Consider the following 22241-nt stretch of genomic DNA (forward strand, 5'->3'; position numbering starts at 1 on the left):
GATGCATTCCAGATGTGGGAGCGAGCCTGCTCGCGAAGAGGCCAAATCAGCCAATCAATAACCCTCAGGTGTACTTACGCTTCTCCGGCGCCGGCGGGAAATACTGATACAACCACGTCTCGCTCAACGTCCGGTCATTGGTGCGAATGAACAACCGCAGCTCCACCGGTTCCACACTGTCATTGGTCGGAAACCAGTCGAAGGTAATCCGGTAACCCTTGATGTCATCGAGCACCAGCACGTTGAAGTCCTTGACCTCGCCGTTGGAGCACGTGACCACCGGCTCGATCCCCGTGCCTTCCGGCAAACGGTCCAGCCCGCCACCGGTGAAGTCCACCGCAAAGCGCCGCGCCCAGACTTCCGGATAATGCTCGCCAGGCGCCCAGCCCTCGGTAAAGCCGCCCATGCCCGAACGGGTCGCGTTGACCCGCGCCAGCGGCGTGCCGACCGGTGGCAGTGCGCTCCAGTAGAGCTTGTAGCCGTAGTTCAGCGAGTCACCCGCCGCGACCGGTTTTTTCGGGGTCCAGAAGGCGACGATGTTATCCAGCGTTTCGCCCGTCGTCGGAATTTCCAGCAGATCGATAGAGCCTTCGCCCCACGCGGTGGTCGGTTCGACCCACAGGCTCGGGCGCTTGCTGTACCAGTCGACGGTGTCCTGATAGCTGGCAAACTCGTGATCGGTCTGCACCAGGCCGAACCCTTTCGGGTCGGTGTCGGCGAAGGCATTGAATTGCAGCGTGGCCGGATTGTTCAGCGGACGGCAGATCCACTCACCGTTGCCGCGCCACATCGCCAGGCGATCCGAGTCGTGGATTTGCGGGTGAATGGTGTCGCACATGCGTCGCTCGTGGGTGCCGCAGCTGAACATGCTGGTCATCGGCGCGATGCCCAACTGCTCGATGGCGGTCCGCGCGTTGATGTGCGCATCGATGGCCATTACGACCTGGCTGGCCTGGCAATCAATGTCGAAACGGTAGGCGCCGGTGGCGCTCGGCGAGTCGAGCAGGGCGTACATCACGAACCGGGTGCTGTCCTTGTCCGGGGTCTCGAACCAGAACTTGGTGAAATCGGGGAATTCTTCACGCTTTTTAGCGTAGGTATCGACCGCCAGCCCTCGGGCCGACAGACCGTACTGGCCGGTGGCATCGACCGCACGGAAATAACTGGCGCCGAGGAAAGACAACACGTCGTGACGGTCCAGCTCCGGCGCCTTGAACAGCTTGAACCCGGAGAAACCCAGGTCGCCCTTAAGCTGCTGGGTGTCGACGCCCTTGGTGTTTTCATAGTTGAACAGCGAAGGGCGGAAATGCACTTCCCGCGCCTGACGCGTCTTGGGGTCGACGCTGTACATGCGCACCGGCTGCTTGAAGCCCATGCCGACGTGGAAGAACTGCACATCCAGCTGACCTTTCAGATCCTTCCACAGGGAATGATTGGCGTCGTAGCGGATGGCATTGAAATTTTGTGGCGTCATCGTCGCCAAGGTCGGCGGGAGCACCTGCTTGGTGTCCTCATAGCGGCTGCCGGCGAGCTGCTTGGCCTGGATCTTCAACGTCTCGAAATCGAAGGCCTGCGCTTCACCGTCGGCGGTGTCGTTAGCCGCCCAGGCCCGGGCGGCGAGCAGGCCGCTGGCCGACAGACCGGTGTAGGCCGCAATGGCCATGGACGCTTTGAGCAAATTCCTGCGGTGCATAAGTACAACCTGTCGTGAACAATCCGGTGCCGTTCCTGGCACGTGCCGGATCAAAAATGGAGGTTCGGACATGCCTTCGGCCAAACGCTGCGGACTTTAAACAGATGCCAAATAGCTTAAACCGTTCGCCCGCCGAGAAAAAATCATTGATGGCGCGACGATGGCATCGCTATGAAACAAGACATTTCCGGGAAACGTTTCCCACAGCCATTTCTGATTTAGAGGGCATTTCTGCTTTTTTCGACTAATTACTCTAAAAACCGCTTTTCAGCGCCCGGATAGTTTCTATTCTATGGGCATGACCGGTTTCTGCCCTCAGGCCGGTGGGATTTCAGTTGACACGAACAGGCGGCTGAAAAAGGGAAGGGCGATGCGGTATCTGAAGTTTTCTTTGACGTAGAGAGGGACATCGTCCATGTCGAAAGTACAAGGCATCACCGAAATGTTGGGAATCTTCCCCTGCCTGGGCCTCGGGCGGCGAAGGCGCCGTCTTAATTCGGAGGAATTGAAGCTGGTGGAACGCTACCGCGAGCTGTCGGAGAACGACCGGATAGCGATGCGGTATCTGGTGGATGCGATGAGGAGCGTTTCGAGGTTTTAAATGAGGAACGACGTTCAGCCGTGGCAAGCTCCGCGGCTCAACGTCGACACTTACCCATCCTGCGATGTATTTCGAAATGCAATGAATCGTTAACTGTAGGAGCCTTCGTCTTCAGTTACAGGGGTAGAGCGTGCCCCGGGACCTTACTTGATCCCGGGGCAAATCACGTTAGCGACCAACCTTCCAGGCATCCCCGGCAGGCGCCGTCCCATGGTCATACGGCTTGGCAATCCACATGTACAGCAACCCCAGGCCAATCACGATCGCCGTACTCAGCACCATCGCATAGTTGATGTACCACGCCGCATCCGGAGTGCGCGGCCAGGCCATGTTGATGATGGCGCTGATGCCGTAGAGCAGGGCGCCGATGTTGACGGCCCAGCCCCAGGCGCCGAGGGTGAATTTGCCGCTCGGTTTCCAGCCTTTGATGCGGGCATACAGTGCCGCGAGGACGATCATCTGGAACGCGAGGTAGATGCCGATCGCCGCGAAGCTGACGATGGTGGCGACCGCGTCTTGCAGGAAGAAGCCAAGGATGATGATCAGCGCCGGCAGGACACCGGAGACGAACAGCGCGGCAACCGGCACCTGAGTCGTAGGAGAAATCTTCTTCAGCAGCGAGCTGCCGATGACCATTTCGTCCCGGGCGTAGGAATACAGCAGACGACTCGCTGCGGCTTGCAGGCTGATGACGCAGGAGATGAAGGAAATCATCACCACGCCCATCACCACTTTCGAACCGACCGGGCCGAAGGCGTTGTTGAGGATGGTGGTGACCGGGTCTTTGTCGGTGCCGTTGATCACGGCTTGCATGTCCGGTACGGCGAGGATCAGCGCCAGGCAGGCGAACATCGCGGCGACGCCGCCGATGTAGATGGTCATGCGCATGGCCACCGGGATTTGCTTGCTCGGGTTCGGGGTTTCTTCGGCCACGTCACCGCAGGCCTCGAAGCCGTAGTACAGGAACATCCCCGCCAGCGAGGCGGTGAGGAAGGCCGGCAGGTAGGAGCCGTTGATGCTGATGTCGAAGGTGTTGAACAGTACGCTGAGCGGTTGATGACGTTCGAAGATCAGCAGGTAAACGCCGACGATGACCGCGCCGACCAGTTCGCAAAGGAAGCCGAACATGGCGATGCGCGCCAGCACTTTGGTGCCGCTGAGGTTGACCAGGGTGGCGAATAGCGTCAGCACCAGGGCGATCACGATGTTGGTGTTGTTGCTCGGTTCAAAACCCAGCATGGCGGCCAGGTAAGGACCGGCGCCGACGGCGACCGCGGCGATGGTGACGCACAGGGCGATGGAGTAGATCCAGCCGACCATCCACGCCCAGCGTTTGCCCACCAAGCGGCGAGCCCACGGGTACACGCCGCCGGAAATCGGGAACTGCGAGACCACTTCGCCGAAGATCAGGCACACCAGCAACTGGCCGCAACCGACCAGCAAGTAGGCCCAGAACATCGGCGGCCCACCGGCGGCCAGGCACAGGCCGAAGAGGGTATACACCCCGACGACCGGGGAGAGGTAAGTGAAGCCCAGGGCAAAGTTTTCCCAGAGGCTCATGCTGCGGTTGAAGTTGGAGGTGTAACCCAGCTTGCGGAGTTGCTCGGCATCGCTGTCGGCAGCGGCTGCGGAGAGTTCGGGTGATGCGTTCATGGTGTGTTAGCTCCGGAAAATCGGCAGATTTCGGATGTCCGACACCGTGGCGGGGCCTTGGCAGGCGCTGCCCGGGTCGGTGGTTATTGTTGTGTGTTGCCTGCGTTGATACCTGGTGGTGCGTGGTGCCGGTTTCGGCCTTGAAACCGGGGTGACGCCATCGCCAGCAGGCTGGCTCCCACAGGGAAAGTGCATTCCAGATGTGGGAGCCAGCCTGCTGGCGATGCTTTTAATGCTTGAACATCACATGCCGCACAACGGTGTAATCCTCCAGCCCGTACATCGACATGTCCTTCCCGTAACCGGACAATTTCTGACCGCCATGCGGCATTTCGCTAACGAGCATGAAGTGCGTGTTCACCCAGGTGCAGCCGTACTGCAGGCGGGCCGCCAGGCGATGAGCGCGACTGACATCGGCGGTCCACACCGACGATGCCAGGCCGTAGTCCGAATCGTTGGCCCAACCCAGCACCTGCGCTTCATCGGTGAATCGCGTCACCGACACCACCGGCCCGAACACTTCGCGACGGACGATCTCGTCGTCCTGTTGCGCGTCGGCCAGCACCGTCGGTTCGAAGAAGAAACCATTGCCTTCAACCGCTTTGCCGCCAGTGATCAGGCGGATGTGCGATTGCGCCACGGCGCGTTCGACGAACCCGGCCACGCGGTCGCGGTGCTGTGCGGTGATCAGCGGCCCCAGTTCGGTCGATGGATCATCCTGCAGCCCATACTTGATGCTGCTGACGGCTGCGCCGAGCTTCTCGACGAATTTTTCGTAGATGCCGGCCTGCGCGTAGATGCGGCAGGCGGCGGTGCAGTCCTGGCCAGCGTTGTAGAAGCCGAAGGTGCGGATGCCTTCAACGGCGGCATCAATGTCGGCGTCGTCGAAAATGATCACCGGGGCCTTGCCGCCCAGTTCCATGTGCATGCGTTTGACGCTGTCGGCGGTGCTGGAAATGATGTTCGCGCCAGTGGCGATGGAGCCGGTCAGCGACACCATGCGCACTTTCGGGTGCGTAACCAATGGGCTGCCGACGGTAGGACCGCGGCCGAACACCAGGTTGAGCACACCGGCCGGGAAAATCTCCGACGCCAGTTGTGCCAGGCGCAACGCGGTCAGCGGGGTTTGTTCCGACGGCTTGAGCACCACGGTATTACCGGCGGCGAGGGCCGGGGCGATTTTCCAGGCGACCATCATCAGCGGGTAGTTCCACGGCGCGATGGAGGCGATCACGCCCACCGGGTCGCGGCGGATCATCGAGGTGTGCCCGGCCAGGTATTCACCACCGGCAGAACCGCTCATGCAACGGCTGGCGCCGGCGAAGAAGCGGAACACGTCGGCAATCGCCGGGATCTCGTCGTTCAGCGCAGCGCTGTAGGGCTTGCCGCAATTGTCCGATTCCAGTTTGGCCAGCTCCTCGCCGTTTGCTTCGATGGCGTCGGCGAGTTTCAGCAGCAGCAGCGAGCGTTCTTTCGGCGGGGTTTGCGACCAGCTGTCGAACGCCGCATCGGCGGCGCGCACGGCGGCGTCGACCTGGGCTTCGCTGGCTTCGTTGATTTCCACCAGCACGCGGCCGAGGGCCGGGTTGAACACCGGTTGGGCGGGGCCTTCGCCGTTGATGAGCTGGCCGTTGATCAGGAGTTGGGTTTGCATGGCATTGTCCTCGTAAAAATTCTTGTTTTGAAACCGGCCCCTGTGGGAGCGAGCCTGCTCGCGATGGCGTCCTGTCTGTCGACATCATTGTTGAATGTCAGTCAGTCATCGCGAGCAGGCTCGCTCCCACAGGGGATTTGCGTTGTCTGTAATTGATTTATTTCCCGCCGCTACCGGCCACGCTCTCGCCGCCACGGGTCAGGTAATACGCGCCAAGGATCGGCAGCATGGTCACCATCATCACCAGCATGGCCACGACGTTCGTCACCGGTACATCCCGTGGGCGGCTGAGCTGGTTGAGCAGCCACAGCGGCAAGGTGCGTTCATGGCCGGCGGTGAAAGTGGTGACGATGATTTCGTCGAACGACAGCGCGAACGCGAGCATGCCGCCGGCCAGCAATGCCGAGCCGAGGTTCGGCAGGACGATGTAGCGGAAGGTCTGCCAGCCATCGGCGCCAAGGTCCATCGAAGCTTCGATCAAACTGTGGGAGGTGCGACGCAAACGGGCGATGACGTTGTTGTAGACGATCACCACACAGAAGGTCGCGTGGCCGACGATGATGGTGAACATCCCCGGTTCGATCCCCAGCGTCTTGAAGGTCGCCAGCAGCGCGATGCCGGTGATGATCCCCGGCAATGCGATCGGCAGGATCAGCATCAGCGAGATGCCCTGCTTGCCGAAGAAATCCCGCCGGTACAGCGCCGCCGACGCCAGGGTGCCAAGCACCAGGGCGATCAACGTGGCGACGGCGGCGATCTGCAGTGACAGCTTGATCGCTTCCAGCACGTCCGGCCGCGAGAACGCCACGCCAATCCACTTCAGGGTGAAGCCCTTGGGCGGAAAGCTGAACGCCGCGTCTTCGGTGTTGAAGGCGTAGAGGAAGATGATCAGGATCGGGAAGTGCAGGAACACCAACCCGCCCCAGGCTGCGACTTTCAAACCCAGTGAAGCTTTCTCAGAGTGCATCGAAGGCCCCCAGTCGTTTGACGATGGTCAGGTAAATCGCGATCAGCACAATCGGCACCAGGGTGAAGGCCGCGGCCATCGGCATATTGCCGATCGCGCCTTGCTGGGCGTACACCATGCTGCCGACGAAATACCCTGGCGGGCCCACCAGTTGCGGCACGATGAAGTCACCCAGGGTCAGGGAAAAGGTGAAGATCGAGCCGGCGGCGATGCCCGGGATCGACAGCGGCAGAATCACCTGCATGAAGGTCTGGCGCGGCTTGGCGCCGAGGTCCGCGGAGGCTTGCAGCAATGACGGCGGCAAACGCTCCAGCGATGCCTGGATCGGCAGGATCATGAACGGCAGCCAGATGTAGACGAACACCATGAAGCGGCCCAGGTGCGAGGTCGACAAGGTGCTGCCACCGACGCCCGGAATGCCCAGGACAAATTGCAGGACCGGTTCCAGCCCAAGGTGCTGGACAAACCACTGCGCCACGCCGCCCTTGGCCAGCAGCAGTGTCCAGGCATAGGCCTTGACGATGTAGCTGGCCCACATCGGCATCATCACCGCGATGTAGAAAAACGCCTTGGTCTTGCCGGTGGTGTAGCGCGCCATGTAGTAAGCGATCGGGAACGCGACGATGGCGCTGGCGATCGACACCACGATGGCCATGCTCAGGGTGCGCAGGATGATGTCGAAGTTCGACGGCTGGAACAGCGCGGTGAAGTTCGCCAGGGTCAGGTCCGGGGTGACCGCCATGGTGAAGTCGTCGAAGGTGTAGAAACCTTGCCACAACAATACAAGCAGCGAGCCGAGGTAGATCGCGCCGAACCACAACAGCGGCGGCACCAGCAGCAGCGACAGGTAGAAGTTCGGCCGGCGATACAGCAGGTTGGAAAACCGGCGCAGCGGCGAGCCGCTGGCCGGGGTTTGCGGGAGAGCGACGCTGGTCATCTCACACCCCGCCGACGGTGTCGTGCAGCGCGATCATCGCTTCCCGCGCCCAGCGTGCACTGACGCGTTGCCCGGTCTGGCGCTGGGCGCTGGTGTCCAGCCACTGGTTATTGGCCTGGCTGATGTTCAGGGTCTGGCCATTTTCCAGCTTCACTTCGTAGCGCGTGGCGCTGCCCTGGTACTGGATGTCGTGGAGCAGGCCGCTGACTTCGATCTCATGGCTGGCCAGCGGGCCTTCGGCAAACCGTACGTGTTCCGGGCGGATCGAAAAGGGCTGCGGATTGCCGCTCAGTTGCCTGGCCAGGTCGCCACGAATCACGTTGGAGGTGCCGACGAATTCCGCGACGAAGGTGGTCGCCGGTTTCATGTAGAGGTTGCGCGGGGTGTCGACTTGTTCGATGCGGCCCTTGTTGAACACGGCCACGCGGTCGGACATCGACAACGCTTCGGTCTGATCGTGGGTGACAAAAATGAAGGTGATACCGAGCTGGCGTTGCAGCTTCTTCAGCTCACTCTGCATCTGCTCGCGCAGCTTCAGGTCGAGGGCGCCGAGTGGTTCGTCGAGCAGCAGCACTCGTGGGCGATTGACCAAGGCGCGGGCCAGGGCCACGCGCTGGCGCTGACCGCCGGACAGTTGCACCGGTTTGCGCTCGCCGTAGCCGCCGAGGGCGACCATGTCGAGGGCTTCTTCGGCGCGCTTCTGCCGTTCGTGCTTGCCGACGCCTTTGACTTTCAAACCGTAGGCCACGTTGTCGAGCACGTTCATGTGCGGGAACAGCGCGTAATCCTGAAACACGGTGTTTACATCACGTTCATACGGCGGCAGCCCGGCGGCCTCTTCGCCGTGAATCCGGATCGAGCCGGCACTCGGTTGTTCGAAACCGGCGATCAGGCGCAGACACGTGGTTTTGCCCGAGCCGGAAGGGCCCAGCATGGAAAAGAACTCGCCGTCCTGGATGTCGATGGAAACCCGGTCGACGGCTTTCACATCGCCGAATAGACGGGAAACGTTGGTGAACTGGACTGCAAGCGTCATGGTGCGGTGCTCCCATTAGGCGAGGGCCGTCGCAGCGGCCCTGCCTGGACTTCTGAAAAACATATATCTCTGGCGATGATCACCTGTGGGAGCGAGCCTGCTCGCGATGGCGGTGGGTCAGTCAGCGGTGATGTCGACTGTGATTACCGCATCGTCGGAACGCCGCCCGGAGCCGGCTCGCTCCCACAGGGGGGAGGGCGATTTTATCTTCCGCCCATGATCGCGATGTAATCCTGGGTCCAGCGGCTGTACGGCACGAACTTGCCGCCTTCAGCCTGCGGGGTTTTCCAGAAGGCGATCTTCTCGAACTGGTCGAAACCGTTGGTTTTGCAGCCCTCGGCGCCCAGCAATTCACTGCCGGTACAGGCCGCTGGCACCGCTGGCAACGAACCGAACCAGGCCGCCACATCACCCTGGACTTTCGGTTGCAGCGACCAGTCCATCCACTTGTAGGCGCAGTTCGGGTGCTTGGCGTCGGCGTGCAGCATGGTGGTGTCGGCCCAACCGGTGGCGCCTTCTTTCGGGATGGTCGAGGCGATCGGTTGTTTCTCGTTCATCAGGCCGTTGACCTGATACGGCCAGGCGCTGGACGCGACCACGCCTTCGTTTTTGAAGTCGCTCATCTGCACGGTGGTGTCGTGCCAGTAGCGATGGATCAGCGGCTGCTGGGCGCGCAGCAGTTCGAGGACGGCTTTGTACTGGTCTTCGCTGAGTTGATACGGGTCTTTGATGCCCAGTTCAGGCTTGGTGCTCTTCAGGTACAGCGCCGCGTCGGCGATGTAGATCGGGCCATCGTAAGCCTGCACGCGGCCTTTGTTCGGCTTGCCGTCCGGCAGGTCTTGCGCGTTGAACACCACGCTCCAGCTGGTCGGCGCGGTTTTGAACACGTTGGTGTTGTACATCAGCACGTTCGGGCCCCACTGGTAAGGCGTGCCGTAGGTCTGTTTGTTGACCACGTACCACGGCGCATCCTTCAGGCGCGGGTCGAGGCTTTTCCAGTTCGGGATCAACGCGGTGTTGATTGGCTGCACGCGCTTGCCGACGATCAACCGCAGCGACGCATCGCCGGACGCGGTCACCAGGTCGTAGCCGCCCTTGGACATCAGGCTGACCATCTCGTCGGAGGTCGCAGCGGTTTTCACGTTGACCTTGCAGCCGGTTTCCTTCTCGAAACCGGTCACCCAGTCATACGCCTTGTCGCTTTCGCCACGTTCGATGTAGCCAGGCCAGGCGACGATATCCAGTTGACCTTCGCCGGCGCCGACAGCCTTCAGCGGTTCGGCGGCCTGAATACTGGCACTGGCCAGCAGCGCGGTGGTGATTGCACTGAGCAGTGCGGTCTTGTGCACGAACATGGGAATTCCCTCTTCTTTAATTATGGTCGGGGCAGTTTTGAACGTGGTGAAGCCAATGCCTTTACGGCTAATTGTTAGCGTAGTGCGCTTTTATAAATGCTGTCCGTGGCGGGCCATGATGTGCCGCACCACGCTGTAGTCCTGAAGCGAATCGCTGGACAGGTCCTTGCCGTAGCCCGAGCGTTTCAGGCCGCCGTGGGGCATTTCGCTGACCAGCATGAAATGGCTGTTGATCCAGGTGCAGCCATATTGCAAGCGCGCCGCGACCTGCATCGCCTTGTCCAGGTTCTGGGTCCAGACCGAAGACGCGAGGCCGTATTCCGAGTCGTTGGCCCAGTCCACCGCTTGTTCGAGTTGATCGAAGCGGGTCACGGTGACCACCGGCCCGAACACTTCGCGCTGGACGATTTCATCGTTCTGTTTGCAACCGGCCAGCAGGGTCGGCTGGTAATAGAAGCCGGCGCCTGAATGCACCGCTGCGCCGGTCACCCGCTCGATGTGTGGCTGGCCGAGGGCGCGTTCGACGAAGCTGGCCACGCGGTCGCGCTGACGGGTGCTGATCAACGGCCCGATCTCGTTGTCGGCATCGCGTTTCCCTGCAAACCGCAGGCTGCTGACCGCCGCGCCGAGTTCGGCCACCAGACGGTCGTGAATGCCGGCCTGGGCATAGACGCGGCAAGCGGCGGTGCAATCCTGGCCGGCGTTGTAGTAACCGTAGGTGCGCACGCCTTCGACGACTGCCTGGATGTCCGCATCGTTGCAGACGATCACCGGGGCCTTGCCGCCGAGTTCGAGGTGCGTGCGCTTCAGGGTTTTCGCCGCGGCCTGCAGGATTTTTTGCCCGGTGACGATATCGCCGGTCAGCGACACCATGCGCACTTTGGGGTGGCTCACCAAGTGGCTGCCAACGCCTTCACCGCCGCCACAGATAATGTTGATTACGCCGCGCGGCAGAATCTCGGCCAGCGCCGGCGCCAGGGCCAGGATCGACAGCGGCGTGTGCTCGGAAGGTTTGAACACCAGGGTGTTGCCAGCCGCGAGGGCCGGGGCAATTTTCCACGCGGCCATCATGATCGGGTAATTCCACGGCGCGATGGACGCCACAACCCCGATCGGGTCGCGCCGTACCATGCTGGTGTACCCCGGCATGTATTCGCCGCTGAGTTGCCCGGTCTGGCAGCGCACGGCACCGGCGAAGAAGCGGAACACGTCGACGGTCGCGCTCAAGTCGTCCTGACGGGCCAGGTGCAACGGCTTGCCACAATTCAGCGATTCGAGGCGGGCGAGCAGGTCGGCTTGTTTTTCGATGGCGTTGGCGATGTCGAGCAGCAGGCTCGAGCGTTGTTGCGGCGTGGTCCGCGACCAACCGGTGAACGCACGGTGGGCGGCAAGGATCGCGGCTTCGACTTGTTCGGTGCTGGCTTCGGCGATATGCGTCAGCACTTCACCGGTGGCCGGGTTGAGGATCGGCTCGACAAAACCCTGACCCGCGACCAGCTCGCCATCGATCAACAACGCGGTGAACAACGGGGTCTGCGCGCCAGCCATTTTTCGGATTCTCTTTTCTTGTGTGGCCATGCTGCTCCCTGTGACTGGGGCCGGCCGTCTTATAGATGCACCAAGACTAGTGCCCGGACCCGAGGTCGACAAATACTAAATACTGAAGGTGGCGTTCGATTAAATAGATGGCTTGCGGCCGCCGTGGGGTTGCTCGCGGGCGACCGTCAGGAACGGGTCCACCAGGGCTGGGCGTGCGGTGCCGCGGCGCCAGGCCAGGCCGACGTCGAGGGTCTGGCTCAGGTCGGCGATCGGCCGCGCTTCAATGATGTCGCCCTCCAGCGACCACGGGCGGTAGGTCATGTCCGGCTGGATCGACACGCCGAGCCCGGCCGCCACCAAGCTCCGAACCGCTTCGGTCGAAGCGGTTTTCAGGGTGATGCGCGGCTGCAGCGACGCCGCCGACCACATGCGCTGGGCGTTGCGGTCCATTTCATCGACGTTGAGTTGAATCAACGGCTCGCGGGTCACGTCCGCCAGGTTGATGCTGTCGTGTTCCAGCAGCGGATGCTGGGCAGGCAGCCACAGACGATGGGGCGAGTGGGTCAGGACTTCGGTCTGCAAGGCGTGGCGATCTTCGAGGTTGGAGAGGATCAGCACACCGACATCGATCTCGCCGCTGACCAGCAAATGCTCGATGTATGGGCGCTCATCCTCCATTACACGGATTTCCACATTGGGATAGGCGCGCTGGAAACGGGTGAGCAAATCCGCAAGGTAATACCCGGCGACAAGGCTGGTCACGCCGATGATCAACTGGCCGGCGACCTGGTCGGTGCTTTGTTGCAGGCTGCGTTTGGCGTTGTCCACCGTCGCCAGAATCAGGTGCGCCTGGCGCAGGAATTGGTGCCCTTGGTGGGTCAGCGTCATGCCTTTGGCATGGCGGTTGAACAGGCTGACGCCGATTTCCTGCTCCAGTTGCTGGATGGCCAGGGTCAGGGTCGATTGGGAAATGAACGCGGTTTGCGCGGCGGCGGAGATCGAGCCGGTCTCGGCCACGGCGATGAAATGACGAATTTGACGCAAGGTCATCATGAATAAGTACCCGGTGGGCGGTTTTTTCGATTCGCTTGAGTGTATATCTTTTTAATCGATGGGCACTTTGGCATTACAGAAGATAAGCAACATCTGGAAGCACTCTCGCCGGGAGGAGCCAGGCACTTTCGATCTAGGCTGGTGGCCTCAAGTGTCCGAATGACCCTTTCGTGGAGAACGGCGAAAATGAATACCCGTGGATTGCTCGATCAACTCCTCAAGTCCGGCCAGGACCTGCTGCAGAACAAGGCCGGTGGCGCGCAGAACAAGGCGTCCGGTGCCGGGCTGGGTGGGCTGCTCGGCGGCAGCGGTGGTGCTGGCGGCCTTGGCAGTTTGTTGTCCGGCGCGGGTGGCGGCGCACTGGCGGCGGGCGCGATGGGCCTGTTGATCGGCAACAAGAAGGTTCGCAAGGTCGGCGGCAAGGTCGCCCTCTATGGGGGCCTCGCGGCATTGGGTGTGATTGCCTACAAGGCTTATGGCAATTGGCAGGCGCAGCAGGGCGCGGCGTCGAACAAAGAACCGCAAACCGTGGACCGCTTGCCGCCAGCGCAGGTCGAGCAACACAGTCAGGCGATTCTCAAGGCATTGGTCGCTGCGGCCAAGGCTGACGGTCATGTCGATGAGCGCGAACGCGCATTGATCGAGGGTGAATTCACCAAACTCGACAACGATCAGGAGCTGCAGCACTGGCTGCATGCCGAGCTGAACAAACCCCTCGATCCCGCCGATGTGGCCCGCGCCGCCACTACCCCGGAAATGGCCGCCGAGATGTACATCGCCAGCGTGATGCTGGTGGATGAGGAAAGCTTCATGGAGAAGTCATATCTCGAGGAACTCGCCCGCCAGTTGAAGCTGGAACCGGGCCTCAAGGTCGAGCTGGAAAAGCAGGTGCGTCAGGCTTCACAGTGACCTTGCACCGTTCTTGAGGTCGCCATCGCTGGCAAGCCAGCGCCTGCATTTTTTGACGGTCCCCGATTCTGTAGGAGCCGGCTTGCCGGCGATGGCAATTTCCGCACCGCCGCAATCCTCAATCTTCAAGATGAGAAGCGCGACTCATCTGTCTTATAAATGAAACAGCGCCCTCGGCTATACTCCCCAGCATTTGAAACGGCCCCGAGGACTGACTGTGAAGAACTGGACGTTGCGCCAACGCATTTTGGCGAGCTTTGCGGTAATTATCGCCATCATGTTGCTGATGGTCATCGTCTCGTATTCGCGGCTATTGAAGATCGAGGAAAGCGAAGCGAGCGTGGGTAACGACGCGCTCCCCGGGGTGTATTACAGCTCGACGATCCGGGGCGCCTGGGTCGACAGTTTTCTGCAGATCCAGGAAATGCTGGGCCTCAAGCAAGGGCAGGGCATCAGTACCCAGGACGTCGCAGACTTCAAAAGTTATGAAGCCCGTGTCCAGGACGCGATGAATAACTATCGCACCACCGTCACCACGGACGAAGACAAGGTCGAATTCGCCGCCTTTGAAAAATTCCATGAGGATTACGGCAAGATCCTGGCCACGGTGCTCGATTTGTACAAGCGCAATCAGGAAGCCGACGCCATCAAGGTGTTCAACGAACAATTGACCCCGGCGTGGACGGCGGGGCGCATGAAGCTCAATGACATCTTGCGTGAAAACAAGGCCGTGGCAGACCAGGAAATGGCCAACATCGACGCCGCCGTCGCCAGCGCAAAAGTCATCATGGTCATTTCCTTGATAGTCGCGGTCCTGGCGGCTGGCCTCTGCGGTCTGTTGCTGATGCGCGCGATCATGGCGCCGATGAACCGCATCGTGCAGATCCTCGAAATCATGCGCGCCGGCGACCTCAGCAATCGCTTGAACCTGGAGCGCAAGGACGAGTTCGGCGCCGTGGAAACCGGCTTCAACGACATGATGACCGAGCTCACCGCGCTGGTGTCCCAGGCCCAGCGCTCGTCGGTGCAGGTCACCACGTCCGTCACGGAAATCGCTGCAACCTCCAAACAGCAACAAGCCACCGCCACCGAAACCGCGGCCACCACCACTGAAATCGGTGCCACGTCCCGTGAAATCGCCGCCACCTCGCGTGATCTGGTGCGCACCATGACCGAAGTTTCCACCGCCGCCGATCAGGCCTCGGTCGCCGCCGGTTCCGGGCAGCAGGGCCTGGCGCGGATGGAAGAGACCATGCACTCGGTGATGGGCGCCGCGGACCTGGTGAACGCCAAACTGGCGATCCTCAATGAGAAGGCCGGCAACATCAACCAAGTGGTCGTGACCATCGTCAAAGTCGCCGACCAGACCAACCTGCTGTCGCTGAACGCCGCCATCGAAGCGGAAAAGGCCGGGGAATATGGCCGTGGCTTTGCCGTGGTTGCCACCGAAGTGCGGCGCTTGGCGGACCAGACCGCCGTGGCCACGTACGACATCGAGCAGATGGTGCGCGAGATCCAGTCGGCAGTGTCGGCTGGGGTCATGGGCATGGACAAGTTCTCCGAAGAGGTGCGCCGCGGCATGTCCGAGGTGCAGCAGGTCGGCGAGCAACTGTCGCAGATCATCCATCAAGTGCAGGCGCTGGCGCCGCGAGTGTTGATGGTCAATGAAGGGATGCAGGCCCAGGCCACCGGCGCCGAGCAGATCAATCACGCGCTGGTGCAATTGGGCGATGCCAGCAGCCAGACCGTCGAATCCCTGCGCCAGGCCAGTTTCGCCATCGACGAATTGAGCCAGGTGGCCGTAGGGCTGCGCAGCGGCGTGTCGCGATTCAAAGTCTGATGAGCGAACTCGCGGCCAAACGCGCCGCCGTGAAACCGGCGATGCAGGCGTTGTTCCTGGTGTTTCGCATCGGCAGCGAGCGCTATGCCCTGCAAGCGACCGAAGTGGCGGAGGTGTTGCCGCGCCTGCCCTTGAAGCCGATTCCCCAGGCACCGGGCTGGGTCGCCGGGGTGTTCGCCTATCGCGGTGTCGTGGTGCCGGTGATCGACCTCAGTGCGCTGACGTTTGGCGTCGCGGCGCAGGCGCGCACCAGCACGCGGCTAGTGCTGGTCAATTACCGTGCGGATGCCACCGCCACCACGCAGTTGCTCGGGCTGATCCTGGAACAGGCCACCGACACGCTGCGCTGCAACCCGGCGGATTTTCAGCCGTACGGTCTGGATAATCGCCAGGCGCCGTACCTCGGGCCGGTTCGAGAAGATGCGCAGGGCCTGCTGCAATGGGTGCGCGTCGCCGATCTACTGGATGAACAGGTTCGCGCGCTGTTGTTTCCGTCGCCACCGCTGGACCCGGCAATGCTTGAGGAGCGGCCATGAGCAGCGATCAGCGGTTTTTCGATTTCCTTAAAGAACGCATCGGCCTCGACGTGACCTCGGTGGGCCCGGCGATCATCGAGCGCGCCGTGCGCCAGCGCACCACCGCGTCGAAGGCGCAGACGGCCGACGAGTATTGGCACACCCTGCAGGGCTCACGGGACGAGCAACAGGCGCTGATCGAAGCGGTGATCGTGCCCGAGACCTGGTTTTTCCGTTACCCGGAATCCTTCGCCACCCTGGCCAAACTGGCGGCCAAACGGCTTGGCGACATCAACCACATGCGGGCGTTGCGGATTCTCAGCTTGCCGTGCTCCACCGGCGAAGAGCCTTATTCCATCGCCATGGCCTTGCTGGATGCGGGATTCCAGCCCCATCAGTTCAAGGTCGAAGGCATGGACGTCAGCCCGCTGTCGGTGGAAAAAGCCAGGCGCGCGGTGTACGGCAAGAACTCGTTTCGCGGCCAGGACATCACCTTTCGCGATCGGCATTTCATCGCCGAAAACGATGGCTATCGCCTCAGCGAACGGGTGCGGGAGCAAGTGCGCTTGCAGGTCGGCAATCTGCTGGATCCGGCGTTGCTGGCCAACGAACCGCCCTATGACTTCGTGTTTTGCCGCAACCTGCTGATCTATTTCGATCAGACGACTCAACAGCAAGTCTTTGAGGTGCTCAAGCGCCTGACCCATGTCGACGGCGTGCTGTTTATCGGTCCGGCGGAGGGCAGTTTGCTCGGGCGGTTCGGCATGCGCTCGATCGGCATCCCGCAGTCGTTTGCGTTCAGTCGTCAAAACACCCCGGTGCCTGAGCCCATTCGCGCTTTCGTGCCAACCCCGTTGCCGGTGCGGCAACCGGTGCGTAGCGTGCCGCCGCCCGTTCGCAGTCGGCCCTTCGCGACCGTGGCGCCGCTGCCGGTGGCGAGCAAAACCGCCAACCCGGACGCCGCAACGCTGCTGGCCAACATCGCCGCGCTGGCCAATGAAGGCAAAAGCGCCGAAGCCCGGGCCGCTTGCGACAGCTATTTGCGCAGCCACGAACCGGTGGCGCAGGTGTTTTACTGGCTGGGGCTGCTCAGCGATGTCGCCGGCAGTACGTTCGAAGCCCAGGGGTTTTATCGCAAGGCGTTGTACCTCGAACCGCAACATCCCGACGCGTTGATGCACCTGGCGGCCTTGCTGCAATCCCAGGGCGACACGGCGGGTGCCCGACGATTGCAGGACCGCGCCGCCCGCAGCGAGCGCGCCGACAGTGAGCGCAAACGATGAACGCCGCCGACGCCTTTAGCCTCACCCATGAAGATGCCCAGGCCATCGACGATTGCTGGAACCGCATCGGTATCCACGGTGACAAGTCCTGCCCGCTGTTGATCGAACACATCCACTGCCGCAATTGCGCGGTGTATTCGGCGGCTGCCACGCGTTTGCTGGATCGCTACGCCTTGCGGCAGGAGGATCGTGCAGAATTCTCGGTCGCGGTCGAAAGCGAGGTCAAAACCCGGTCGCTGCTGATGTTCCGCCTCGGCGAGGAATGGCTCGGCCTGGCCACCCGCAGCCTGGTGGAAGTGGCGCCGCTGCAAGCCATTCACTCTCTGCCGCACCAGCGCTCACGGGCCTTGCTCGGCGTGGCCAACGTGCGCGGCGCGCTGGTGGCGTGTCTGTCGCTGGTCGAGTTGCTCGGGCTCGATGGCGCCAGCAGCGTGGCGTCCGGCGCGCGGGTGATGCCGCGGATGTTGATCATCGCCGCCGTCGGCGGGCCGGTGGTGGTGCCGGTGGACGAAGTCGATGGCATCCACGCCATCGACGAGCGCACCCTCGACGCGGCGTCGCGCTCGGGTACGCAGGCCAGCGCCAAATACACCCGCGGCGTGTTGCAGTTCAAAGGTCGCAGCCTGCGTTGGCTGGATGAAGAACAGCTGTTGTCCGCCGTGACCCGGAGCCTTACATGACCCCCGATCAGATGCGCGACGCCTCGTTGCTGGAGCTGTTCAGCCTGGAAGCCGAGGCGCAGACCCAGGTGCTGAGCGCGGGGCTGCTGGCGCTGGAGCGTGATCCGACCCAGGCCGATCACCTCGAGTCGTGCATGCGTGCGGCGCATTCGCTGAAAGGCGCGGCGCGGATCGTCGGGGTCGACGCCGGGGTCAGCGTCGCCCATGTGATGGAAGATTGCCTGGTCAGCGCACAGGAAGGCCGCTTGTACCTGCGGCCCGAACACATTGATGCCTTGCTGCAAGGCACCGATCTGCTGATGCGCATCGCCACGCCGGCCAACGCACCGACGCCCGAAGAGATCGACGGCTATGTGGCGTTGATGGGGCGCCTGCTCGATCCGCTCGCGCTCGCCGCGCCGATCAGCACGCCGATTGCGCCTTTTATCGCCGAGCCGGAACCTGCCTCGTTCGAACGATTGACTCCCGACCTCGAGCCCGTCGTCGCCGCGCCGGTCGTTGCGGACACGCCGGTAGAGCCCGCCGTCCCTCCGCGCAAAACCAAACGCACCACCGAAAACGGTGAGCGCGTCCTGCGGGTCACGGCTGAACGCTTGAACAGCCTGCTCGACCTGTCGAGCAAATCCCTGGTGGAAACCCTGCGCCTGAAGCCGCACCTGGCCACCATGCAGCGCCTCAAACGCATGCAGAACAACGGTCTGCGGGCCCTGGAAAACCTCAACGCCCATCTCAAGGTTCAGACCTTGAGCCTGGAAGCCCGGGAAGCCCTCGACGATGCACGCCGGTTGTTGGCGGAATCCCAGCAATTGCTGGTGGAAAAAAACGCCGAGCTGGACGAGTTCGCCTGGCAAGCCAGTCAGCGCGCACAAGTGTTGTACGACACGGCACTGGCCTGTCGCATGCGGCCGTTTGCCGATGTGCTGACCGGTCAGGTGCGCATGGTCCGCGACCTCGGTCGCAGCCTCGGCAAGCAGGTGCGGCTGGAGATCGAGGGTGAGAAAACCCAGGTCGACCGCGACGTGCTGGAGAAACTTGAAGCGCCGTTGACGCACCTGCTGCGCAACGCCGTCGATCATGGCATCGAATCCCCGGAGCAACGCCTGCTGGCGGGTAAGCCGGAAGAAGGTCTGATCCGCTTGCGTGCGTCCCACCAGGCCGGCTTGCTGGTGCTGGAACTGAGCGATGACGGCAACGGCGTTGATCTGGAGAAGGTCCGCCGCAGCCTCGTCGAACGGCAGTTGTCGCCGGCCGACACCGCTGCGCAACTCAGCGAAGAGGAGCTGCTGACGTTCCTGTTCCTGCCGGGGTTCAGCCTGCGGGACACAGTCACCGAAGTCTCCGGGCGCGGCGTCGGCCTGGACGCGGTTCAGCACATGGTCCGGCAATTGCGCGGCGCGGTGGTGCTGGAACAGACGGCGGGCGAGGGCAGCCGCTTCCACCTCGAAGTGCCGCTGACCCTGTCGGTGGTGCGCAGTCTGGTGGTGGAAGTCGGCGACGAGGCCTACGCGTTTCCGCTGGCTCACATCGAACGCATGTGCGATCTGGCATCGACGGACATCGTCCAGGTCGAGGGTCGCCAGCACTTCTGGTACGAAGGCCGGCATGTCGGCCTGGTCGCCGCGAGCCAGTTGCTGCAGCGCCCGGCGAGCCAGAACAACCCGCAAACCCTCAAGGTCGTGGTGATCCGTGAGCGCGAGGCGATTTACGGCGTAGCGGTCGAGCGGTTTATCGGCGAGCGCACGCTGGTGGTCCTGCCCCTGGACGAGCGCCTGGGCAAAGTGCAGGACATTTCCGCCGGTGCCTTGCTCGACGACGGTTCGGTGGTGCTGATCGTCGACGTCGAAGACATGCTGCGTTCGGTGGACAAACTGCTCAACACCGGGCGCCTGGAGCGAATTGCCCGGCAAGGCAATCAAGCGGTTGAAGCGGCGCGCAAACGCATTCTGGTGGTCGACGATTCCCTGACCGTCCGCGAGTTGCAACGCAAGTTGCTGCTCAATCGCGGCTACGACGTGGCCGTGGCGGTCGATGGCATGGATGGCTGGAACGCCCTGCGTTCGGAAGACTTCGATCTGCTGATCACCGACATCGACATGCCGCGCATGGACGGCATCGAACTGGTGTCGTTGTTGCGCCGGGACAATCGATTGCAGTCGCTGCCGGTGATGGTGGTGTCCTATAAAGACCGGGAGGAAGACCGTCGTCGTGGACTGGACGCCGGAGCCGACTATTATCTAGCCAAAGCCAGTTTTCATGACGACGCCCTGCTTGATGCAGTGGTTGAGCTCATCGGGGGAGCGCGGGCATGAAGATCGCAATCGTCAACGACATGCCCATGGCGGTGGAGGCTCTGCGCCGCGCCCTGGCGTTCGAGCCGGCGCATGAAGTGGTCTGGGTCGCCGCCAATGGCGCCGAGGCGGTGCAGCGTTGCGCGGAATATACCCCGGACCTGATCCTGATGGATTTGATCATGCCGGTGATGGATGGCGTCGAGGCCACGCGGCGGATCATGGCCGAAACACCGTGCGCCATCGTGATCGTCACCGTTGACCGCCAGCAGAACGTGCATCGGGTGTTCGAGGCCATGGGGCACGGCGCGCTGGATGTGGTGGATACCCCCGCGGTCGGCGCCGGCAATGCTCAGGAGGCCGCCGCGCCGTTGTTGCGCAAAATCATGAACATCGGCTGGCTGATCGGTGACCGCGGCAATCGGGTGCGACCGGCGCCGAGCCCACTGCGCAGTTCAGGCTCGCGCCTGCGCCTGATCGCCATCGGCTCGTCCGCGGGCGGGCCGGCGGCGCTGGAAGTGCTGCTCAAGGGCCTGCCCCGGGATTTTCCGGCGGCCATTGTGCTGGTGCAGCATGTCGACCAAGTGTTCGCCGCCGGCATGGCCGAGTGGCTCAGCAGCGTCAGCGGCCTGAACGTGCGCCTGGCCCAGGAAGGCGAGCCACCTCAGGCCGGCACCGTGCTGCTGGCGGGCACCAACCATCATATTCGCTTGTTGAAAAACGGCACGCTGGCGTACACCGCCGAGCCGGTCAACGAGATCTATCGACCCTCGATCGACGTGTTCTTCGAAAGTGTCGCCCGTTACTGGAATGGCGATGCCGTCGGGGTTTTGTTGACCGGGATGGGGCGCGATGGTGCACAGGGGCTTAAACTCATGCGGCAACAGGGCTACCTGACCATCGCTCAGGACCAGGACAGCAGCGCCGTGTATGGCATGCCGAAAGCGGCTGCGGCGATCGATGCGGCTGTAGAGATTCGTCCGTTGGAAAAGATAGCGCCACGATTGCTGGAGATTTTCATTAAATGACTACGCTCTGCAGCAATCCTGGTCCAGGCAGTACTCAGGTGATCGCACATGAATGATTTACAGCTCGACGGCTTCAAGACCGACGAAAATGCCGCCATGGTGTTGTTGGTGGACGATCAGGCCATGATCGGCGAGGCGGTGCGCCGCGGGTTGTCGAAAGAAGAAAACATCGACTTCCACTTCTGCGCCGACCCGCACCAGGCGATTGCCCAGGCGATCCGGATCAAGCCGACCGTAATCCTCCAGGACCTGGTCATGCCCGGTCTCGACGGCCTGAGCCTGGTGCGCGAATACCGCAATCACCCGGCCACCAAGGACATCCCGATCATCGTCCTGTCGACCAAGGAGGACCCGCTGATCAAAAGCGCGGCGTTCGCGGCCGGGGCCAACGATTACCTGGTGAAGCTGCCGGACAACATCGAACTGGTGGCGCGCATCCGCTATCACTCGCGTTCGTACATGACCCTGCTGCAACGTGACGCGGCGTACCGCGCCTTGCGGGTGAGCCAACAGCAATTGCTCGACACCAACCTGGTGTTGCAACGTCTGATGAACTCGGACGGCCTGACCGGCCTGTCGAACCGCCGCCACTTCGATGAATACCTGGAACTTGAGTGGCGCCGCTCATTGCGCGACCAGAGCCAGTTATCGTTGTTGATGATCGATGTGGATTACTTCAAATCCTACAACGACAGCTTCGGCCATCTTGAAGGCGACGAAGCCCTGCGCAAGGTCGCCACGGCCATCCGTGACGCCAGTGCCCGACCTTCGGACTTGCCGGCCCGCTACGGTGGTGAAGAATTCGCCCTGGTCCTGCCCAACACCACACCGGGCGGCGCACGCCTGGTGGCGGAAAAACTGCGCCAGACCGTGGCCGCGCTAAAGATCCCGCACATTGCACCGACCGAAGGCTCCAGCCTGACCATCAGCATCGGCCTGTCGACCATGACCCCGCAGCCTGGGGGCGATTGCCGGCAACTGATCTCCGCGGCGGACAAGGGGCTGTACCTGGCGAAGAACAACGGGCGCAATCAGGTGGGAATCGCGTAAATCCCCTGTAGGAGCGAGCTTGCTCGCGATGGTCGTGAACGATAACGCGCAGATCCAGATGCTCAGCGGTGATATTTAGTTTTTCGCGAGCAAGCTCGCTCCTACAGGGGGCGCCTTTTCGGCCAGGCGGGCTGCCGTTGCCGGCCGTTTGCCGTTATAC

The 22241-nt window shown here is 62.2% G+C and carries 18 protein-coding genes; 9 read left to right on the forward strand and 9 right to left on the reverse strand.

The genetic code is table 11. The features are described 5' to 3' along the window. Positions 1-64: 64 nt before the first annotated feature. Positions 65-1693: a glucan biosynthesis protein D gene (locus NTD84_RS16255; protein WP_262167371.1), complete on the reverse strand. Its 1629-nt coding sequence runs from the start codon at positions 1691-1693 to the stop codon at positions 65-67. Between the two features lie 415 nt (positions 1694-2108). Here NTD84_RS16255 and NTD84_RS16260 point away from each other — a divergent pair, with 415 nt between their 5' ends. Then, complete coding sequence (locus NTD84_RS16260; RefSeq protein WP_262167374.1) at positions 2109-2294, forward strand: hypothetical protein; 186 nt, start codon at positions 2109-2111, stop codon at positions 2292-2294. Between the two features lie 168 nt (positions 2295-2462). Here the strand turns inward: NTD84_RS16260 and NTD84_RS16265 are convergent, their stop codons facing one another. The 8 genes from NTD84_RS16265 to NTD84_RS16300 all read right to left on the reverse strand — a co-directional run bounded on the left by NTD84_RS16265 (position 2463) and on the right by NTD84_RS16300 (position 12488). Beyond that, complete coding sequence (locus NTD84_RS16265) at positions 2463-3947, reverse strand: APC family permease (RefSeq protein WP_262167377.1); 1485 nt, start codon at positions 3945-3947, stop codon at positions 2463-2465. Positions 3948-4176: 229 nt separating this feature from the next. Further along, positions 4177-5601 carry a gamma-aminobutyraldehyde dehydrogenase gene (locus tag NTD84_RS16270; RefSeq protein WP_262167380.1) on the reverse strand — a complete coding sequence of 475 codons (1425 nt, stop codon included), beginning with the start codon at positions 5599-5601 and terminating at the stop codon, positions 4177-4179. Between the two features lie 157 nt (positions 5602-5758). Further along, the gene (locus tag NTD84_RS16275) at positions 5759-6568 is read right to left on the reverse strand and encodes an ABC transporter permease (protein ID WP_262167382.1); all 810 of its coding nucleotides are present in this window, start codon (positions 6566-6568) and stop codon (positions 5759-5761) included. Continuing rightward, positions 6558-7505 carry an ABC transporter permease gene (locus tag NTD84_RS16280; protein WP_262167385.1) on the reverse strand — a complete coding sequence of 316 codons (948 nt, stop codon included), beginning with the start codon at positions 7503-7505 and terminating at the stop codon, positions 6558-6560. Before NTD84_RS16280 ends, NTD84_RS16275 begins: the two co-directional genes overlap by 11 nt. A 1-nt stretch (position 7506) precedes the next feature. Further along, positions 7507-8541, reverse strand: coding sequence for an ABC transporter ATP-binding protein (locus NTD84_RS16285; protein WP_262167388.1), 1035 nt, complete (start codon positions 8539-8541; stop codon positions 7507-7509). Between the two features lie 203 nt (positions 8542-8744). Continuing rightward, positions 8745-9896 carry a putative ABC transporter substrate-binding protein YdcS gene (gene ydcS / locus NTD84_RS16290; protein WP_262167391.1) on the reverse strand — a complete coding sequence of 384 codons (1152 nt, stop codon included), beginning with the start codon at positions 9894-9896 and terminating at the stop codon, positions 8745-8747. Positions 9897-9986: 90 nt separating this feature from the next. Next, positions 9987-11444 (reverse strand): gamma-aminobutyraldehyde dehydrogenase, encoded by a 1458-nt coding sequence (locus tag NTD84_RS16295; RefSeq protein WP_262167393.1) that lies wholly within the window; start codon positions 11442-11444, stop codon positions 9987-9989. A gap of 129 nt (positions 11445-11573) precedes the next feature. Further along, a complete protein-coding gene (locus tag NTD84_RS16300) occupies positions 11574-12488 on the reverse strand; it encodes a LysR family transcriptional regulator (RefSeq protein ID WP_109503160.1) in 915 nt (304 codons plus the stop codon). A 186-nt stretch (positions 12489-12674) separates the two neighbouring features. Between NTD84_RS16300 and NTD84_RS16305 the strand changes: the two genes are divergently transcribed. The 8 genes from NTD84_RS16305 to NTD84_RS16340 all read left to right on the forward strand — a co-directional run bounded on the left by NTD84_RS16305 (position 12675) and on the right by NTD84_RS16340 (position 22081). Next, complete coding sequence (locus NTD84_RS16305) at positions 12675-13397, forward strand: tellurite resistance TerB family protein (RefSeq protein WP_262167398.1); 723 nt, start codon at positions 12675-12677, stop codon at positions 13395-13397. A gap of 217 nt (positions 13398-13614) precedes the next feature. Then, positions 13615-15237, forward strand: a complete 1623-nt coding sequence (locus tag NTD84_RS16310) for a methyl-accepting chemotaxis protein (protein WP_262167401.1) — start codon at positions 13615-13617, stop codon at positions 15235-15237. Continuing rightward, on the forward strand, positions 15237-15773 hold the full coding sequence (locus tag NTD84_RS16315) for a chemotaxis protein CheW (RefSeq protein WP_262167404.1): 537 nt from the start codon (positions 15237-15239) through the stop codon (positions 15771-15773). The genes NTD84_RS16310 and NTD84_RS16315 overlap by 1 nt, the downstream gene beginning before the upstream one ends. Continuing rightward, positions 15770-17035: a CheR family methyltransferase gene (locus NTD84_RS16320; RefSeq protein WP_262167406.1), complete on the forward strand. Its 1266-nt coding sequence runs from the start codon at positions 15770-15772 to the stop codon at positions 17033-17035. Before NTD84_RS16315 ends, NTD84_RS16320 begins: the two co-directional genes overlap by 4 nt. Beyond that, on the forward strand, positions 17032-17715 hold the full coding sequence (locus NTD84_RS16325) for a chemotaxis protein CheW (protein ID WP_262167410.1): 684 nt from the start codon (positions 17032-17034) through the stop codon (positions 17713-17715). The genes NTD84_RS16320 and NTD84_RS16325 overlap by 4 nt, the downstream gene beginning before the upstream one ends. After that, entirely contained in the window at positions 17712-20024 is a 2313-nt protein-coding gene (locus NTD84_RS16330; protein ID WP_262167413.1) for a hybrid sensor histidine kinase/response regulator, read from the forward strand. The genes NTD84_RS16325 and NTD84_RS16330 overlap by 4 nt, the downstream gene beginning before the upstream one ends. Then, positions 20021-21031, forward strand: a complete 1011-nt coding sequence (locus NTD84_RS16335) for a chemotaxis response regulator protein-glutamate methylesterase (RefSeq protein WP_262167416.1) — start codon at positions 20021-20023, stop codon at positions 21029-21031. Before NTD84_RS16330 ends, NTD84_RS16335 begins: the two co-directional genes overlap by 4 nt. Before the next feature lie 48 nt (positions 21032-21079). Beyond that, the gene (locus NTD84_RS16340) at positions 21080-22081 is read left to right on the forward strand and encodes a PleD family two-component system response regulator (RefSeq protein ID WP_262167419.1); all 1002 of its coding nucleotides are present in this window, start codon (positions 21080-21082) and stop codon (positions 22079-22081) included. Positions 22082-22241 lie beyond the last annotated feature (160 nt).

The organism is Pseudomonas sp. 14P_8.1_Bac3, assembly GCF_025466085.1.
Taxonomy (GTDB): Bacteria; Pseudomonadota; Gammaproteobacteria; order Pseudomonadales; family Pseudomonadaceae; genus Aquipseudomonas.

Excerpts from the sequence above, each read along its gene's own strand:
- NTD84_RS16255 (WP_262167371.1), bottom strand. The coding sequence starts at position 1,693 with ATGCACCGCAGGAATTTGCTCAAAGCGTCCATGGCCATTGCGGCCTAC.
- NTD84_RS16260 (WP_262167374.1), top strand. The coding sequence starts at position 2,109 with ATGTCGAAAGTACAAGGCATCACCGAAATGTTGGGAATCTTCCCCTGC.
- NTD84_RS16265 (WP_262167377.1), bottom strand. The coding sequence starts at position 3,947 with ATGAACGCATCACCCGAACTCTCCGCAGCCGCTGCCGACAGCGATGCC.
- NTD84_RS16270 (WP_262167380.1), bottom strand. The coding sequence starts at position 5,601 with ATGCAAACCCAACTCCTGATCAACGGCCAGCTCATCAACGGCGAAGGC.
- NTD84_RS16275 (WP_262167382.1), bottom strand. The coding sequence starts at position 6,568 with ATGCACTCTGAGAAAGCTTCACTGGGTTTGAAAGTCGCAGCCTGGGGC.
- NTD84_RS16280 (WP_262167385.1), bottom strand. The coding sequence starts at position 7,505 with ATGACCAGCGTCGCTCTCCCGCAAACCCCGGCCAGCGGCTCGCCGCTG.
- NTD84_RS16285 (WP_262167388.1), bottom strand. The coding sequence starts at position 8,541 with ATGACGCTTGCAGTCCAGTTCACCAACGTTTCCCGTCTATTCGGCGAT.
- ydcS (WP_262167391.1), bottom strand. The coding sequence starts at position 9,896 with ATGTTCGTGCACAAGACCGCACTGCTCAGTGCAATCACCACCGCGCTG.
- NTD84_RS16295 (WP_262167393.1), bottom strand. The coding sequence starts at position 11,444 with ATGGCTGGCGCGCAGACCCCGTTGTTCACCGCGTTGTTGATCGATGGC.
- NTD84_RS16300 (WP_109503160.1), bottom strand. The coding sequence starts at position 12,488 with ATGATGACCTTGCGTCAAATTCGTCATTTCATCGCCGTGGCCGAGACC.
- NTD84_RS16305 (WP_262167398.1), top strand. The coding sequence starts at position 12,675 with ATGAATACCCGTGGATTGCTCGATCAACTCCTCAAGTCCGGCCAGGAC.
- NTD84_RS16315 (WP_262167404.1), top strand. The coding sequence starts at position 15,237 with ATGAGCGAACTCGCGGCCAAACGCGCCGCCGTGAAACCGGCGATGCAG.
- NTD84_RS16320 (WP_262167406.1), top strand. The coding sequence starts at position 15,770 with ATGAGCAGCGATCAGCGGTTTTTCGATTTCCTTAAAGAACGCATCGGC.
- NTD84_RS16325 (WP_262167410.1), top strand. The coding sequence starts at position 17,032 with ATGAACGCCGCCGACGCCTTTAGCCTCACCCATGAAGATGCCCAGGCC.
- NTD84_RS16330 (WP_262167413.1), top strand. The coding sequence starts at position 17,712 with ATGACCCCCGATCAGATGCGCGACGCCTCGTTGCTGGAGCTGTTCAGC.
- NTD84_RS16335 (WP_262167416.1), top strand. The coding sequence starts at position 20,021 with ATGAAGATCGCAATCGTCAACGACATGCCCATGGCGGTGGAGGCTCTG.
- NTD84_RS16340 (WP_262167419.1), top strand. The coding sequence starts at position 21,080 with ATGAATGATTTACAGCTCGACGGCTTCAAGACCGACGAAAATGCCGCC.